This is a genomic window from Caballeronia sp. LjRoot34, assembly GCF_964253815.1.
Taxonomy (GTDB): Bacteria; Pseudomonadota; Gammaproteobacteria; order Burkholderiales; family Burkholderiaceae; genus Caballeronia.
This window is the reverse complement of the sequence record NZ_CAXUSB020000001.1, coordinates 118491-131706: the sequence shown is the minus strand read 5'-3', so window position 1 is coordinate 131706 and position 13216 is coordinate 118491. Positions and strand designations below refer to the sequence as shown.

15 protein-coding genes and 1 tRNA gene are annotated in these 13216 nt (G+C 58.1%); 5 read left to right on the top strand and 11 right to left on the bottom strand.

The genetic code is table 11. The features are described 5' to 3' along the window. Positions 1–398 precede the first annotated feature (398 nt). The 7 genes from ACSQ36_RS00595 to ACSQ36_RS00565 form a co-directional block, all read right to left on the bottom strand. Positions 399–764, bottom strand: coding sequence for a hypothetical protein (locus ACSQ36_RS00595; RefSeq protein ID WP_436180570.1), 366 nt, complete (start codon positions 762–764; stop codon positions 399–401). Next, on the bottom strand, positions 764–1921 hold the full coding sequence (locus ACSQ36_RS00590; RefSeq protein ID WP_436180569.1) for an AAA family ATPase: 1158 nt from the start codon (positions 1919–1921) through the stop codon (positions 764–766). The genes ACSQ36_RS00595 and ACSQ36_RS00590 overlap by 1 nt, the downstream gene beginning before the upstream one ends. A 158-nt stretch (positions 1922–2079) precedes the next feature. Beyond that, positions 2080–2155 (bottom strand) — tRNA-Ala (locus ACSQ36_RS00585). Positions 2156–2222: 67 nt separating this feature from the next. Further along, on the bottom strand, positions 2223–2576 hold the full coding sequence (locus ACSQ36_RS00580; protein ID WP_436180568.1) for a c-type cytochrome: 354 nt from the start codon (positions 2574–2576) through the stop codon (positions 2223–2225). Positions 2577–2590: 14 nt separating this feature from the next. After that, the gene (locus ACSQ36_RS00575) at positions 2591–3397 is read right to left on the bottom strand and encodes a BON domain-containing protein (protein ID WP_436180567.1); all 807 of its coding nucleotides are present in this window, start codon (positions 3395–3397) and stop codon (positions 2591–2593) included. Between the two features lie 20 nt (positions 3398–3417). Next, positions 3418–4005 (bottom strand): SIS domain-containing protein, encoded by a 588-nt coding sequence (locus ACSQ36_RS00570; RefSeq protein ID WP_436180566.1) that lies wholly within the window; start codon positions 4003–4005, stop codon positions 3418–3420. Between the two features lie 268 nt (positions 4006–4273). Continuing rightward, positions 4274–4702, bottom strand: a complete 429-nt coding sequence (locus tag ACSQ36_RS00565) for a YraN family protein (protein WP_436180565.1) — start codon at positions 4700–4702, stop codon at positions 4274–4276. On the opposite strand from ACSQ36_RS00565, the gene rsmI reads away from it, so the two are divergent. Then, a complete protein-coding gene (gene rsmI, locus ACSQ36_RS00560; RefSeq protein WP_436180564.1) occupies positions 4701–5603 on the top strand; it encodes a 16S rRNA (cytidine(1402)-2'-O)-methyltransferase in 903 nt (300 codons plus the stop codon). The genes ACSQ36_RS00565 and rsmI overlap by 2 nt on opposite strands. Positions 5604–5692: 89 nt before the next feature. Here rsmI and ACSQ36_RS00555 read toward each other — a convergent pair whose 3' ends face one another. Further along, positions 5693–6331, bottom strand: coding sequence for a septal ring lytic transglycosylase RlpA family protein (locus tag ACSQ36_RS00555; RefSeq protein WP_436180563.1), 639 nt, complete (start codon positions 6329–6331; stop codon positions 5693–5695). A gap of 676 nt (positions 6332–7007) precedes the next feature. On the opposite strand from ACSQ36_RS00555, the gene ACSQ36_RS00550 reads away from it, so the two are divergent. The 3 genes from ACSQ36_RS00550 to ACSQ36_RS00540 all read left to right on the top strand — a co-directional run bounded on the left by ACSQ36_RS00550 (position 7008) and on the right by ACSQ36_RS00540 (position 8852). After that, positions 7008–7652 (top strand): MBL fold metallo-hydrolase, encoded by a 645-nt coding sequence (locus ACSQ36_RS00550; RefSeq protein WP_436180562.1) that lies wholly within the window; start codon positions 7008–7010, stop codon positions 7650–7652. Further along, positions 7649–8299 (top strand): exonuclease, encoded by a 651-nt coding sequence (locus tag ACSQ36_RS00545; protein ID WP_436180561.1) that lies wholly within the window; start codon positions 7649–7651, stop codon positions 8297–8299. Before ACSQ36_RS00550 ends, ACSQ36_RS00545 begins: the two co-directional genes overlap by 4 nt. A gap of 94 nt (positions 8300–8393) precedes the next feature. Next, complete coding sequence (locus ACSQ36_RS00540; protein ID WP_062168666.1) at positions 8394–8852, top strand: Lrp/AsnC family transcriptional regulator; 459 nt, start codon at positions 8394–8396, stop codon at positions 8850–8852. Between the two features lie 31 nt (positions 8853–8883). Here ACSQ36_RS00540 and ACSQ36_RS00535 read toward each other — a convergent pair whose 3' ends face one another. The 3 genes from ACSQ36_RS00535 to ACSQ36_RS00525 form a co-directional block, all read right to left on the bottom strand. Continuing rightward, positions 8884–10077 carry a cation diffusion facilitator family transporter gene (locus ACSQ36_RS00535; protein WP_436180560.1) on the bottom strand — a complete coding sequence of 398 codons (1194 nt, stop codon included), beginning with the start codon at positions 10075–10077 and terminating at the stop codon, positions 8884–8886. A gap of 250 nt (positions 10078–10327) precedes the next feature. Next, positions 10328–10633 (bottom strand): H-NS histone family protein, encoded by a 306-nt coding sequence (locus tag ACSQ36_RS00530; RefSeq protein ID WP_060817484.1) that lies wholly within the window; start codon positions 10631–10633, stop codon positions 10328–10330. A gap of 373 nt (positions 10634–11006) precedes the next feature. Next, positions 11007–11672 carry a HugZ family protein gene (locus ACSQ36_RS00525; protein WP_213764621.1) on the bottom strand — a complete coding sequence of 222 codons (666 nt, stop codon included), beginning with the start codon at positions 11670–11672 and terminating at the stop codon, positions 11007–11009. A 180-nt stretch (positions 11673–11852) separates the two neighbouring features. Between ACSQ36_RS00525 and ACSQ36_RS00520 the strand changes: the two genes are divergently transcribed. Next, positions 11853–13076 (top strand): MFS transporter, encoded by a 1224-nt coding sequence (locus ACSQ36_RS00520; protein WP_436180559.1) that lies wholly within the window; start codon positions 11853–11855, stop codon positions 13074–13076. Positions 13077–13216 lie beyond the last annotated feature (140 nt).

Sequence of the window (13216 nt, the reverse complement as noted above, 5' to 3'; positions counted from 1 at the left end):
CTTCGACACAATGGGCGCGAATGAATCAACCTGCTGGATTTTTAAGAGTTTTCGTATTCGCCGCCGACGCCCAGCGCCGCATACTTCATCTCATGCGCAATCCATGAATGTGCATGATGTCGTTGTAACTCTCCGATCTTGTCCGCTCACAGCCTCCCGGCTCTGGGCGGTTTTTTTACCGTGAAAGTTCTGCGAGCGCGGCCCTAGCCTTCGCGAGGCTAGGTGATCGTTCTGCTGCAAGCGCGGGCCGCCAAGTTTCTCGGACCCACTCGCATAGCCGCGCGTTATATCCGATTCCTTGAGATGCCACGCTACCGCGCGCACCGACCAAATCATCTCGCACACTGCGAGGCGCATACTGCGCAAGACGCAGCAGCGTCTGTTTAGCATCGGGAAGTTCATCCGGAGAGTTCGGCAATTTTGCAGCTTTTTTTACCAAATAAATGCCTTATGGCCAAATGATCAGCGATCAGCCATGACTCGATCTCGCGAACAGCCACCCTGAAAAGAAGTTTGTCGGGTCGATGCTGTTTGCCAAACCAATCGGCTATCAGCATCGCTGGAGTTTGAATCTGATCGAGATCTGTGATTACAAAAACTGCCTGAGTCCGAGCCATCTGACAGAAGCTTGAGAGACGGCTTCTCAGATATCCATTTCCGCCCTTGCGAAGACATAACCCAACCTGTAGTCCGGCCTCATTTGCTAACGAAAGTCCTACTTGCTCGCTTAGTTCGTCTTCTGTCGCGAGTACGATCGATGCCATTACCAAAACCTCAATTGCTCAACCGAAGCGGGGCGCGTTTTTGGAAGTACAACTTCCGCAACGGAAAACCCAGTTTGCAATGACAATGTCTCCAGCTCATCGATCACCCGAACGCGCGTGCCTTCGGGTGCTGGCTCGAGCAGGAGGACGCCGCGCCCGTCTATTCCCTGGTTACTTAGCAATGCTTCGCTATGCGTGCTGACCAATACTTGGCGAGGCCTGCGTTTCCGGTCTCGTTGGACGCGCTGTAGCAACAATGGAATTTCCCGTACTATGGAGTCGTTGAGTGACAATTCCGGCTCCTCAAGCAACAGCAACGAATCCCCCTCTTGCAATACCCACAGTAGGCCGAGTAAACGAAGTGTTCCGTCAGAAAACTGCTCCTCGCGTTGCCACCCAGCATTTGGTCTGTAATGCGTGTACATTGCCTCTAGATGAGGACGCCCGTTGATTGGATCCGAGACAAACCGCAATGTTTTGAACTGGGGAACCGCGAGCGCCAATGCTGCTTCAATCTTTTTCAGGCGCGAATCTCGCGTTTTAGCAGGCGTCTTTGCAATACGCTCGAGGAAGCCTTGTCCGAACGGGTCGTCGTCGAGACGTTGACCACCGATCTGATCGCCGTGTTTCAGCAGTTGTGGCACAAGATGCAAATAGGTCGTTTCTCCAAAAAAAGCCGCCAACTCACGAAAGCCCACATTCGCTTGAATCTGCTCGAGAGCTGTCTGCGTCAACCTTACGACATCTCCGGAATCAGTTTTGTTAGGCCGCTTCAAGATCTGCTTCCCATCCTTCCAGACCTCTTCGGTCGAAATCAGGGTACGCTGCGCGCCCTTACCCTCGGGTTTGAATCCAAGGATATATTTCCACTGGGGAACGGGATCATCGGGGCTCTCTGCCAAGTGAACTTCTATGCGAACCTCTGGGTCTTTGCGTGCATGGAGACACCTGAGTTTCTGGATTCCACCCCGGTCGTGCACTGCCTTTTGCAAACCGCCGCCCTGCAACTTGCTAATGTCGCGTAGGAATCTAAATACGTCGAGTAAATTCGACTTCCCTGACGCGTTGGCACCAAGCAGATAGGTGCGCTCGCGCAACGGAACATCGACCGTACGGAAATTGCGCCAGTTCTTCAAGTTGAGATGGGTGACAATCATTAAGACGACCTTTTCGGCTTGGTATTGGACATGGTGCAGACCGAACTCCGCACTGAATCGCATGCCTGCAAGGTAACGACAGTAACAGTGAGGAAACAGTCCCCAAAGTATTCTGTCGAAAAAAAAGGCCTAGCCGCTGGCTAAGCCCTTCGAAGTCGTGGTGGAGGAGAGGAGGATCGAACTCCCGACCTTCGCATTGCGAACGCGACGCTCTCCCAGCTGAGCTACCCCCCCAACGTGTCCTGATTCTAGCACAGCCTTAAAACCGTCTGACAAGGCCTAAAGCCGCCTGAGGCACACCTTATTTCGACGGCGAGCCCGCGAGAATCCAGCCAACAACCGTCTTGATATCGGCCCCGTTCATGGATCGATGCGACGGCATGGGCAGGACACCCCACACTCCACTGCCGCCGTCCCTCACCTTGGTTTCAAGCCGCGCTTGCGCCTGCGCGTCGCCCTTGTACTTGATGGCGATCTGCTGGAACGATGGCCCGACCAGCTTGCGATCCACCGCGTGACATCCCATGCAGGCATTCTTGCGAGCGATGTTCATAGCATCGCTGGGCGAAAAAGCAGCGGGCACGTCGGCTGCGAGCGCACCCTGGCCAGTCGCTGCCATAATCGCCATCGCCATTGTGAATACAGTCGCGGTCATGGAAAACAACCGCGTCATTTCGCTGCGGGCGCAGGATTACCCGGTTGCACAGGGGAATTCACGACCGGCGCGGGCCCCTGCCCATCGAGCGGCCTTGCGCTCACCGACGAATCCGGTACCGCGCCGACGGTCGGGTCGCTATCGATAGGTGTTACCACCGGCGCGCTCGCGCCCGATGCTGCCGCGGCCGACAACGCCTGAGCATCTTCCGGCTTGATGTACTGGAATACCTTGACCACTTGTGCAACACCCGGGACCTGCGCCGCCACATTTGCGCCGGCGGCGCCTTCGTCACGCGTGACCAGACCCATCAGATACACCGTGCCGCGCTCGCACACCACCTTGTAGAAGTTCGCCCGCATGTCCTTCTCACCGACCATCGCACCCTTCACGCGACTCTCGAGATAGGCGTCGTTAGTCCGCGATGACAACGAACTCGCGCCCTCAACAGCAAGTTCATTCACGATGCTGTTCACATTGTTGATGCCGCGCACCACCTCTTCGGCCTTCTGCTTCCATTGATCACTCGGTACCTCCCCGGTCAACAACACACGCCGGTTGAACACGGTCACGCTAACGTGCGCCTGATCGGGCAGGCTCTCACCAATGCGCGACTTGGCTTTCACCTGGATCTCGCGGTCCTCGGTCTGCGCGCCCAGCGTGCGCCGGTCTGTGGCGACGAGCGTGCCGCCACCCACTGCACCACCCATTGCGCCGATGACCACAAGCGGGCAACCTTGCAGGGTTAGCGCAACGCCTGACAACAGGCTCGCCAGCAACGTGGCTCTGGCTAGCGTCGACCTGACGCGTGTCTTTTTCATCAACTCGTTCCCCTTAAGAATCATTCGTCGCCCAGCAGCATCGCGTCGATGCCATCGCACAGACAGTGAATGGTTAGCAGATGGACTTCCTGGATTCGTGCCGGCCGTTCGGACGGCACGCAGATATGGATGTCGGTATCGGCGAGCACTTCGCTGATCACGCCGCCACCCGCACCCGTCATCGCGATCACGAACATCTCGCGCTCATGCGCTGCCTGGATCCCCGAGAGCAGGTTGACCGAGTTGCCCGACGTTGAGATGACGACCAGAACGTCGCCGGCCTGCCCGAGCGAGCGGATCTGCTTCGAATAGATCTCTTCGAACGCCGAGTTATTACCAATGCCCGTGAGCGTCAGGACATTCGCGTCCAGTGCAATGGCCGGCAAACCCGGCCGCTCACGCTCGAAATGCCCGACCAGCGCGGACGCGAGCCTCTGTGAGTTAGCCGCTGAGCCACCGTTGCCGCACGTGAGAATTCGCGAGCCGTTGGCGAGCGCGCCGAACAGCACGTCAATGGCTGCGGCGACGGGAAAAGCAAGCGTGTCGAGTGCTTCACGATGGACTGCCGCGTTTTCGCGGAAATGTTGCTGGATACGTTCGACGGACATCGACTCTCGGTTATCGGCCGCGCATGCGCGGTAGTTCATTGACGGGTTGCTGCGATGATTTGCTTCGACGGCTTGCTGCTACGGTCTCCAAAGCCGATGCTTCACCAATTCAAACCTTGAGCTACGGTGCCTTACGGACCACGGTTCGCCGCAACGCACTCGTGCGCAGCGCTCGAACATAAGACCATAAGACCTCGATCAATCCGGCGCGCAGGCTCCGCGCAGTTTACCGCACTCGCTGTCCGCATCACTTAAGATAAGGCTGTTTTCACGACGTATCGGCGCGAAAAGCATCGCGTAACCACACGATCCGACCCGCATCGAACGCGATCACATCAAAGCGGCACACGGGCAACGCACCGCGCCACGTCATCAGATAGTGCTGCGCCGCGAGCACCAGCCGCCGCTGCTTATGCGCACCGATACTGGTCGCCGCTGCCGCGAACTGACGGCTTCGCCGCGCGCGTACCTCCACGAATACAAGTGCACGCTGACTGCCGATCTCACGCATCACGAGATCGATTTCGCCGCCGCGACAGGCGAAATTGCGGGCGACAAAACGCAGGCGCTGCCGCTGCAAATATTCAAGCGCGCGTTGCTCGAACGCGCTTCCGATCGTTTTCGACACTCCGTTCCCCAAAAAGTTGTCCCTCATCGCATGGCACAATGACGTCCTCCGCATGCCACCCGCCCTCATGACTCCACTCTCCGAATTAGCCCTTGGCCAGCAATTTCCGACCGGCGCGCTTTATATAGTCGCGACGCCGATCGGCAATGTCGCGGACATCACGGTGCGCGCGCTGCATGTGCTCGGACTTGTCGACCGGGTGGCGGCCGAGGACACGCGCAACACGTCGCAACTCCTGTCGCGCTACGGCATTTCCAAGCCGACCATCGCGGTACACGAGCACAACGAGCGCAGCGCCGCCGAGAACGTGATCGCGCATCTGCGCAATGGCGAGCGCATTGCGTGCGTGTCCGACGCAGGCACCCCGGGGATTTCCGACCCCGGTGCAAAACTGGTCGATGCCGTGCGCGAAGCCGGCTTCCCCGTGATTCCCTTGCCGGGCGCAAGCGCCCTCACCACCGCGCTCAGCGTAGCCGGCGCATGGGTTCACACGTTTTCGTTCATCGGCTTTCTTGCCACCAAACCGAAGCAGCGCGACACGCAACTGCAGTCGCTGCTCACGCACACGCCGGCACTCGTGTTCTACGAAGCGCCGCATAGAATTGTGGAAACGGTGCAGGCGCTCGAGCGTGCATTCGGTGGCGAGCGGCAATTGCTGATTGCTCGTGAGCTGACCAAGTTACATGAGAGCATCCATCGATGCACCCTGGCCGAAGGGCCAACGTGGCTCTCCGGCGATGCAAACCGGCAACGCGGCGAGTTCGTTCTGGTAGTGGAAGGCGCGCCGCAGAAGGAGGCGGCGGACGACGCCCATGATGCGTTGCTCGCGACGTTGCTGGAGGAGTTATCGGTGAGCAGCGCTGCAAGACTGGCGGCAACGTTGACGGGCGCATCGCGCAACGCGCTTTACACAAGGGCGCTGGCAATGGATAAGGCACGCGGAGAACAGAGCGAAAACGAGCAGGAATGACGACCAGGAAGGACGCGGCAAACGCGCCGTGCAATAGAAAACGGGCCGTCGAAACGGCCCGTTTTTCCTACGCAACAAGTTGACGATGATCAGTCGACTGGGTTGAGTGACGCCAGCGATTGATCTCGTGCCGCCGCCCGCGCTTCCTGCTGCGTCAAGCCTTCGATCTTCACCTTTCCGACACCCGCGCCACGCATGCCCAGTACCGCAGCTGCCGCATAAGAAAGGTCAATCACGCGGCCACGCGCGTACGGGCCGCGGTCGTTGATCTTGACGACCACTGTTTTCTGATTCGCCTCATTGGTCACACGAACCCACGAAGCAAGCGGCAATGTGCGATGCGCGGCCGTGAGCGCGTGCATGTCGTAGCGTTCGCCGCTCGCCGTCTTGCGACCGTGGAAACCGCGGCCGTACCAGGAGGCGCGACCTTGCTGCTGGAAGTCGCTGACATCGGGTCCGGCGGTGATGGGCTCCGCGTTTGCAAGCGAGGAAGTGTCAGACGAATTGCCTGCTGACGACGGCAGCGTGTTCAGCCGGGAGTCATAGGCGAGCGGTACTGCGAGGCGCGCCGGACCTCGGCCCGAGTTCGCAGCGTTGTTTGCGGTGCTCAACTGCGAGCCGGTTTTCAGCGCACTGGCCTGATCGCTGGCGCTTGGCGGCATGGCGCAACCGGTGAGGATTGCGAAGACCAAAAGACTCCCGAGACGTCGGGTTAGTCGTACATTCATAGACGTGTATCAACGGTTAGAGCCGCCTCAACCATCCGGCAAAACGCGGACGTGCGTAGGCAGCTCAAGGCTTTCCGCGCAAAGGTACGCGCCGCTCGAAAAGTCGAACGGCGAGCCAGTGCTCGGGTGCGGCGTACCTCGCCACAAATGCCCGGTTAGTTTTCACGTCTGGCGCAACCTGTCCCCGGCAGCCTGACCAGACCCCACATGCCGCCATCGAACGTGGATCACACATTCTTGCGCGCTCAACTGCGCAGGAACGGCGGCGTAGGCCCCATCCAGCGTAACGGCAGCTAAGGCCGTTGGCAGGTGCATCGCACCTGGCTGGACAAGACGTGTACATCGGCCGAAACCGATGCTTGATTGCGATTTCGAAGCATCTCTGCTCCGAATTGCGTACTTGATGACAATTGTAAAAACGCGCTACTCGTGTTTCTTATTGCCCATTGATGGCATGCTCAAACCATGCACAAGTGACCCGATTATACCTAAACACACTGACGAGCCGCCCGGAGATCAACAAAATGTTACTCATTTTCTCCGTTGGCGTAAAAATTGCGACTCTCGCCTGTTTTTTGAGCACACCTAGACCGTTCGGCTAACGCCCGGCGCGCTACCGCAGCGCCGGTTTTCGCCCGTTACAATGGACGTTTTTACACGTCCCGGTTGCCCAGCCATGAAGGTCACCCTTATTCCAGTGACACCATTTCAGCAAAATTGTTCGATCGTTGTGTGCGAGACAACGGGCCGTGCGGTTGTCGTCGATCCAGGTGGCGAAGTCGAGCGGATCATCAGCGCAATCGGACAACTCGCAGTGAGCGTCGACAAGGTGCTGCTCACGCACGGGCATCTGGATCACTGCGGGGGAGCAAAGGCGCTCGCGGATCACTACGGCGTAGAGATCCACGGGCCGCACGCCGAAGACGCTTTCTGGATCGAACAGTTACCGGCTCAAAGCAAACGCTTCGGCTTCGGCGACGCGCAAGCCTTCACGCCCGACCGTTGGCTACAAGACGGCGACTCGGTTCAGTTTGGCGATGAAACCATGGAGGTCTATCACTGTCCCGGACATACACCGGGCCATGTGATCTTCTTCAGCCGCGTGAATCGCGTGGCGTTGGTCGGCGACGTGCTATTCGCGGGCTCGATCGGCCGTACCGATTTTCCGCGCGGCAGCCACTCGGACCTTGTGCGCTCCGTGCAGGAAAAGCTTTGGCCACTAGGCGATGACGTCACGTTCGTACCGGGCCACGGTCCTACGTCCACGTTCGGCCATGAACGCCGCACCAACCCGTTTGTCGCCGACCGGATGACCGCATGAGCACCGCCATTCCTGAAATCTATGTCAGCACGGACGTCGAAGCTGATGGACCTATCCCCGGCCCGCACTCCATGCTGAGTTTTGCGTCGGCGGCCTACACGGAACACAAGGAGCTGATCGGCACGTTCTCAGCCAATCTCGAGACACTGGAAGGCGCGGCGCCTCACCCAATTCAGGCCGCCTGGTGGAAAACGCAGCCCGAGGCGTGGGCCGCCTGCCGGACCGACCTGCAGCAACCGCTCACTGCATTGCGCGCCTACGTGGAATGGGTCGAGGCATTGCCCGGCAAGCCAGTGTTCGTTGCGTATCCGGCGGGTTTCGACTTCACTTATATGTTCTGGTACATGATGCGTTTCGCTGAACGTTGCCCGTTCTCATGGTCGGCACTCGACATCAAGACGCTCGCATTCGCGCTGACCGATCTGCCATACCGGAAGGCGATCAAACCGCGTTTGCCGAAACACTGGTTCGACGAACTTCCGCACACTCACGTTGCGCTAGATGACGCCGTTGAACAAGGTGCCCTTTTCTGCAACATGCTGGCCGAATTGCGGACTCAACGGACGCTGCTGGCGTCGCTGAAAGCGGCTGGCGAAACGCCGGACGACACTGACATCGAAGGACAAAACGCGCAGTCTGGGCGTTGAGTTAGGCAATATTGCTCACGCTGGGCGTTTGACATTGCGCTTCCTTTCTGCCGCCTCTACTATTGGAGTTGGTAGCGACCGAAAGGAGGCGCAGTTGACTCTCGACACGTTTTCACAAAAAATCCTGCGACTTCTGCAACTGGACGCCCGCCGTTCGGTTCAGGAGATATCCGACCAGGTCGGGCTTTCGAGCACTCCGTGCTGGCGACGTATCAAGGACATGGAGCAATCGGGCGTGATCCAGCGGTACACCGCGTTGCTCGATCGCGAAAAGCTTGGCTTGCATGTCTGCGCGCTCGCTCATATTCATCTCACGCGCCACACAGAAGGCGGTGTCGAGCAATTCGAACGCGAGATCATCACGTGCCCGGAAGTCACCGAGTGCTACAGCACCACGGGCGAGGCCGATTACATCCTGAAGATTGTCGCGCCGGACATCAAGTCGTATGACGCTTTTCTCCATGACCGCATCTTCAAGATTCCTGCAGTCGCGCAAGTCCGGACCAGTGTGGTCCTGCGCGAAATCAAATTCGATACACAATTGCCGCTTTGAAACAGCTTTCAATTGACCGAATGCCGACGCCCTAGTCAGGGCGTGAAAGGCCGGTCGATTCAGTAATGACACTGCCCGAGATGTTTCTTACCGGTCGCATAAAGCGAATCTCGCGTGCGCCGAGTTTTCGCTTGAGCGCGTCAAAATCGCCGGGTCCCAGACTGGCCAGTTGATCGTCGCTTAAGTCAGCGGAAAACGTCACGTCGATATCGAATCCGCTGCTAAGATAATGCAGATTCAACGCGTTGTACGTGAGTCCATGGGGCCCCAATACAGCGCTTATGGCATCGCTGACAGCCGAACGCGTCGGCATTCTGCCCGGCAGTGGGTTGATTTCGTCATTTTCCGGATCGACGTGAATCAATGCATCCACAATATAGGTATTCGTCAACAAGCGCGCTCGCGCCAATTCTGCAATGTAGTGACCCTCTGAAACTGAAATGAGGGGATCGACGAGAATATGCGCGTCGACAATGGCGAGATCGCCCATTTTCCGCGTCCGCAATTCATGCACGTCGCAAACACCCGGCGTGCTGCTCAACAGCATGCGTAACTTCTCGGTTTCGTCGTGATCCAGCGCGCGATCAGACAAATCCTGCAAAGCGTCCCATCCGAAAGTCCAACCCATTCGCGCGACCATAAAACCGACGATTGCGGCCGCGATAGGGTCCAGCAAACGCCAGCCGGCCATACTCCCAATAATGCCGATAGCGACGACCAATGACGAGGCCGCGTCCGAACGAGCGTGCCACGCATTTGCGATCAGTAGTGCCGACCTCACGCGTTCGGCCGCGCGGAGCATATAGCGGAACAATAACTCCTTGGAAATCAGAACGATCACCGCGACAATCAGTGCACTTGCGTGAACCTCGGGGATGTCCTGAAGATTGGTAATACGTTCTCCTGCTCGCCATAACATCCCGACGCCGACAGCAATTAAAAGCGCACCGAGAAATAATGAAGCGACTGTTTCATAGCGGCTGTGGCCATAATTGTGATCGTCGTCTGGCGCAGCGGTGCTATGCCGATTGGCCAGGAGCACGATAAAGTCCGACACCAGGTCGGACAGTGAATGAATCCCGTCAGCAATCAGAGCCTGGGAATGCGCAAACACGCCGACGACAATCTGCGCCGCCATCAGCACAGAATTCACCGCGATACTTGAGAAGGTTGTTTTGCGGGCTACGTCCTGCTTTTCTGCGGCGCGCGCCGTTGATTGCGACATGTCATCACTCGAAGTCATCGTTTGACGAATTTTACCAAGCCGCGCTGCAGCATATTCGCTTAAAACGAGAAAACCTTATAAAAATCATCTATTTAAGTTACATATGACCTGTTCTCGGCCGTCACCTTGAATATCGTCGCAATACCGGGCCGGCGGTTGATTTCAACCGCATCGGCTATCGGCCGGCCGCCGCGCAGGCGAAAAAAAACCGCACCGTTTAATGGTGCGGTTTTTTCAAACAATCTACATCTCACTTCTGGATCAGGAAGTTGTCACGCTCTTGACCGGCAATCCACTTCGGCGGCTTGCCGCGGCCCGACCACGTGCTACCGCTGTCCGGGTCGCGATACTTCGGTGCAACGCCCGCACGCGGACGCGCGGCGTTTTTCAAATTCTTGCCGCCGCGGCCACCTGCCAATTCAGCAAGCGTGATCCCGTAGTCGGTCATTTTCTGCTTGATTTCATTGAGAACTTCGGCATATTCCCGCGACTTCGCTTCTTCAATTTGTCGTTCGAGATTTTCGCGCTGCGCGAGAAGTTCCTTGTAAGACGGCATGATCTTTTCCTTGTGGTTTGCAGTGTACGAGTCGTCGCCCGTTCCGGTTATAACGTTAAGCCTCTCAATGAATCGCAGATTAACACAACTAGGATTCTGCGCACGTTTCTACGCTGTCGATTTAAATCAGTTCAGCCGAACGGCTGTCCGTAACAATTTGTGATGTCTTGTAAAAGCTGCCGAAACCACGCATTCATCTTACTTACATCGTTAAATTAACCCACAAAGTCTTTCATGAAATGAAAATAACACGAAACATATCGACTAAAACTTCCATCCCGTGCGAGCTTGCCCGAACATTCTCACGCCGTAACGCTATCTCGTAAATTGAGCGACATAAAGACACGCATTGGGTGACCAGAAGTTCAGACAATCACCTATGCCGTTCAATACAATCGATCAATGCGGCATTGAGTTCTGCGCGAGTTTGTTTCGGTTTATCAAAGGTGAAACGATTGCGCGCTCCGGGAGTCCGCAGATCGCAACCATATTTGTCTATCCCCATTAGTTCGAGTTCCGCCGGTCGTGCGGGAGAATCGGCAAATAATTCCAGCAACCGAAGCTCATTCTGCTCGGATAACGGTTCGAGTGGATCAAGCGCCGTAGCATCCAGCCAACCCATTGCACCAAAGCCGCCTATATACCTCATGCGTTCGAGCGACATGATCCAGAACGTGAAGTCACCCAATTCAAGATAACGGGCAGCATCCGGGTGATATCTGAGATAACGGCGCGCCAGTTCATCGACCGATTCAGGCGGCGCCGGAGAAAACGAGCCGAGCATGGTAAGACGCTGTCCTTCGAGAATGGCATCGCTGGCCGTTTGGGTAATCAAAAAACCCGCGCGCGCGTCCACTTGCAGATTGCGCGTGTGTTCAGCCAGATGGCTAATCAGCACCATTGGCACGTGACGGGAAGTCGGCGCGAACGGTAATGCGGTCGGATAAGGAAAACCGCGCGGCTCACGCGAGTGCGTGGCAAGCGTGCCGTGCGGCACTTGATGCAAGAGATGCAACGGAGCATGCGACGGGATATTCAAAGCGGGACCTCACGAGAGACTGACCAGCAACCATGCAAGCGAACTAAATAAGAGCAGCGAACGGCCTTTGCGATCTTAAAGCACTAAAACCAGGTCCGTCCGCAACCCGATAGAATTGAAAGCTTCGCCGGCCAATGAAAGGACCGGCCGTTGAAACAAGCAAGCAAAGAGAGCAATTCCTTGTCCGAATCTGTCTCAAGTGCCCGTGCCGTCGGGCACGATACCCCGAGCGCCGCGCATCGGCGGCTTCCCGTGGCAAAACGCGAGCGTGCGCGCTACGCGACCATGGCCGTGTTTTTCATCGCCGGGATGCTTTACGCCTCCTGGGGCGTGCACGTGCCCACGGTGCGCGACAAGTTTCACCTGAGTCCCGGATCGCTGTCCATCGCGCTCCTGGCGGTTGCCGTCGGATCGATTGTCGCGATGCTCACCAACGGTCCGTGGATCACGCGCGTCGGCACTCGCCGCGCGTGCCTGGCCGGCGGTATCGGCATGACGATTTGCGGGGCGCTGATCCTGGCCGCACCGTTCTACTGGCTGCTGCTCGTCGTGCTGGCGCTGTTCGGCTTCAGCATGGCCACGCTCGATGTCGCGATGAACGCGGAAGCCAGCGCCGTTGAAGAAGCGCTCGAGCGGCCCATCATGTCGTCGCTGCACGGCATGTTCAGCGTCGGCGGGATGGCCGGCGCGGCCGCCGGCGGCGTGCTGCTCGCGCACGGCATGCCGCCGGAGGCGCATCTCGCGCTGGCGTCGGTGGTTAGCGTGATCGTTCTGCTGGTGTCCATGCCCGCCGTGCTGTCCCACGTCCCTCACACGGACGGTGTCCATGGCGGGTCGTCATCGAATCGCTGGCGCTCAAGGGCCTTGTGGGCGCTCGGCGGCATGGCGTTGGTCGCGTTGATCGCTGAAGGGGCCATGTACGACTGGGCAACGGTCTACATGCGCGACGTTGTGCTCGCCACGCCCGCGTTGTCCAGCACGGCCTACGCGGCCTTCACCGGCGGCATGGCGGCCGGGCGTTTTGGCGGCGATGCGGTGCGTGCCCGCTTCGGCGCGCCTCAACTCATCTTCGCGAGCGCGGCGCTGGCGTTTATCGGCATGGTGGCGGCGCTGTTACTGCCTGACGCGCTCGTCACGCTCGCAGGTTTCACGCTGATGGGGCTCGGACTCGCGAACATGATGCCGGTGCTGTTCGCCGCGGCGGCGCGTGTACAGGGCGTAAGCCCTGCTGAAGGGCTCGCGCAGGTCGCGGGGCTGGCTTACTTCGGCTTGCTGTTCGGGCCGGTGCTGATAGGCGGTGTGGCCCAGTTGAGCACGTTGCCGGTCGGGTTATCGGTGGTCGCGGCTTGCGCAGCCCTGATCGCGCTCGTGGGACCGAGAATCATGAAGCAGTTGAAGCTGTGACCGGACAGCGCTGCGGTCGCCGCATTGCACACGCGAACCGGCCACAAGCGCCAATCATTCGATAAGCATTGGCCAGTATTAGCAAAATCGCCACGCAAAAAAAACGCGCCGACCGAAATCAGCGCGTTTTTCAACAATCA

Excerpts from the sequence above, each read along its gene's own strand:
- ACSQ36_RS00555 (WP_436180563.1), bottom strand. The coding sequence starts at position 6,331 with ATGAATGTACGACTAACCCGACGTCTCGGGAGTCTTTTGGTCTTCGCA.
- ACSQ36_RS00570 (WP_436180566.1), bottom strand. The coding sequence starts at position 4,005 with ATGTCCGTCGAACGTATCCAGCAACATTTCCGCGAAAACGCGGCAGTC.
- ACSQ36_RS00550 (WP_436180562.1), top strand. The coding sequence starts at position 7,008 with ATGAAGGTCACCCTTATTCCAGTGACACCATTTCAGCAAAATTGTTCG.
- ACSQ36_RS00545 (WP_436180561.1), top strand. The coding sequence starts at position 7,649 with ATGAGCACCGCCATTCCTGAAATCTATGTCAGCACGGACGTCGAAGCT.
- ACSQ36_RS00590 (WP_436180569.1), bottom strand. The coding sequence starts at position 1,921 with ATGATTGTCACCCATCTCAACTTGAAGAACTGGCGCAATTTCCGTACG.
- ACSQ36_RS00565 (WP_436180565.1), bottom strand. The coding sequence starts at position 4,702 with ATGAGGGCGGGTGGCATGCGGAGGACGTCATTGTGCCATGCGATGAGG.
- ACSQ36_RS00580 (WP_436180568.1), bottom strand. The coding sequence starts at position 2,576 with ATGACCGCGACTGTATTCACAATGGCGATGGCGATTATGGCAGCGACT.
- ACSQ36_RS00535 (WP_436180560.1), bottom strand. The coding sequence starts at position 10,077 with ATGTCGCAATCAACGGCGCGCGCCGCAGAAAAGCAGGACGTAGCCCGC.
- ACSQ36_RS00530 (WP_060817484.1), bottom strand. The coding sequence starts at position 10,633 with ATGCCGTCTTACAAGGAACTTCTCGCGCAGCGCGAAAATCTCGAACGA.
- ACSQ36_RS00595 (WP_436180570.1), bottom strand. The coding sequence starts at position 764 with ATGGCATCGATCGTACTCGCGACAGAAGACGAACTAAGCGAGCAAGTA.
- rsmI (WP_436180564.1), top strand. The coding sequence starts at position 4,701 with ATGACTCCACTCTCCGAATTAGCCCTTGGCCAGCAATTTCCGACCGGC.
- ACSQ36_RS00575 (WP_436180567.1), bottom strand. The coding sequence starts at position 3,397 with ATGAAAAAGACACGCGTCAGGTCGACGCTAGCCAGAGCCACGTTGCTG.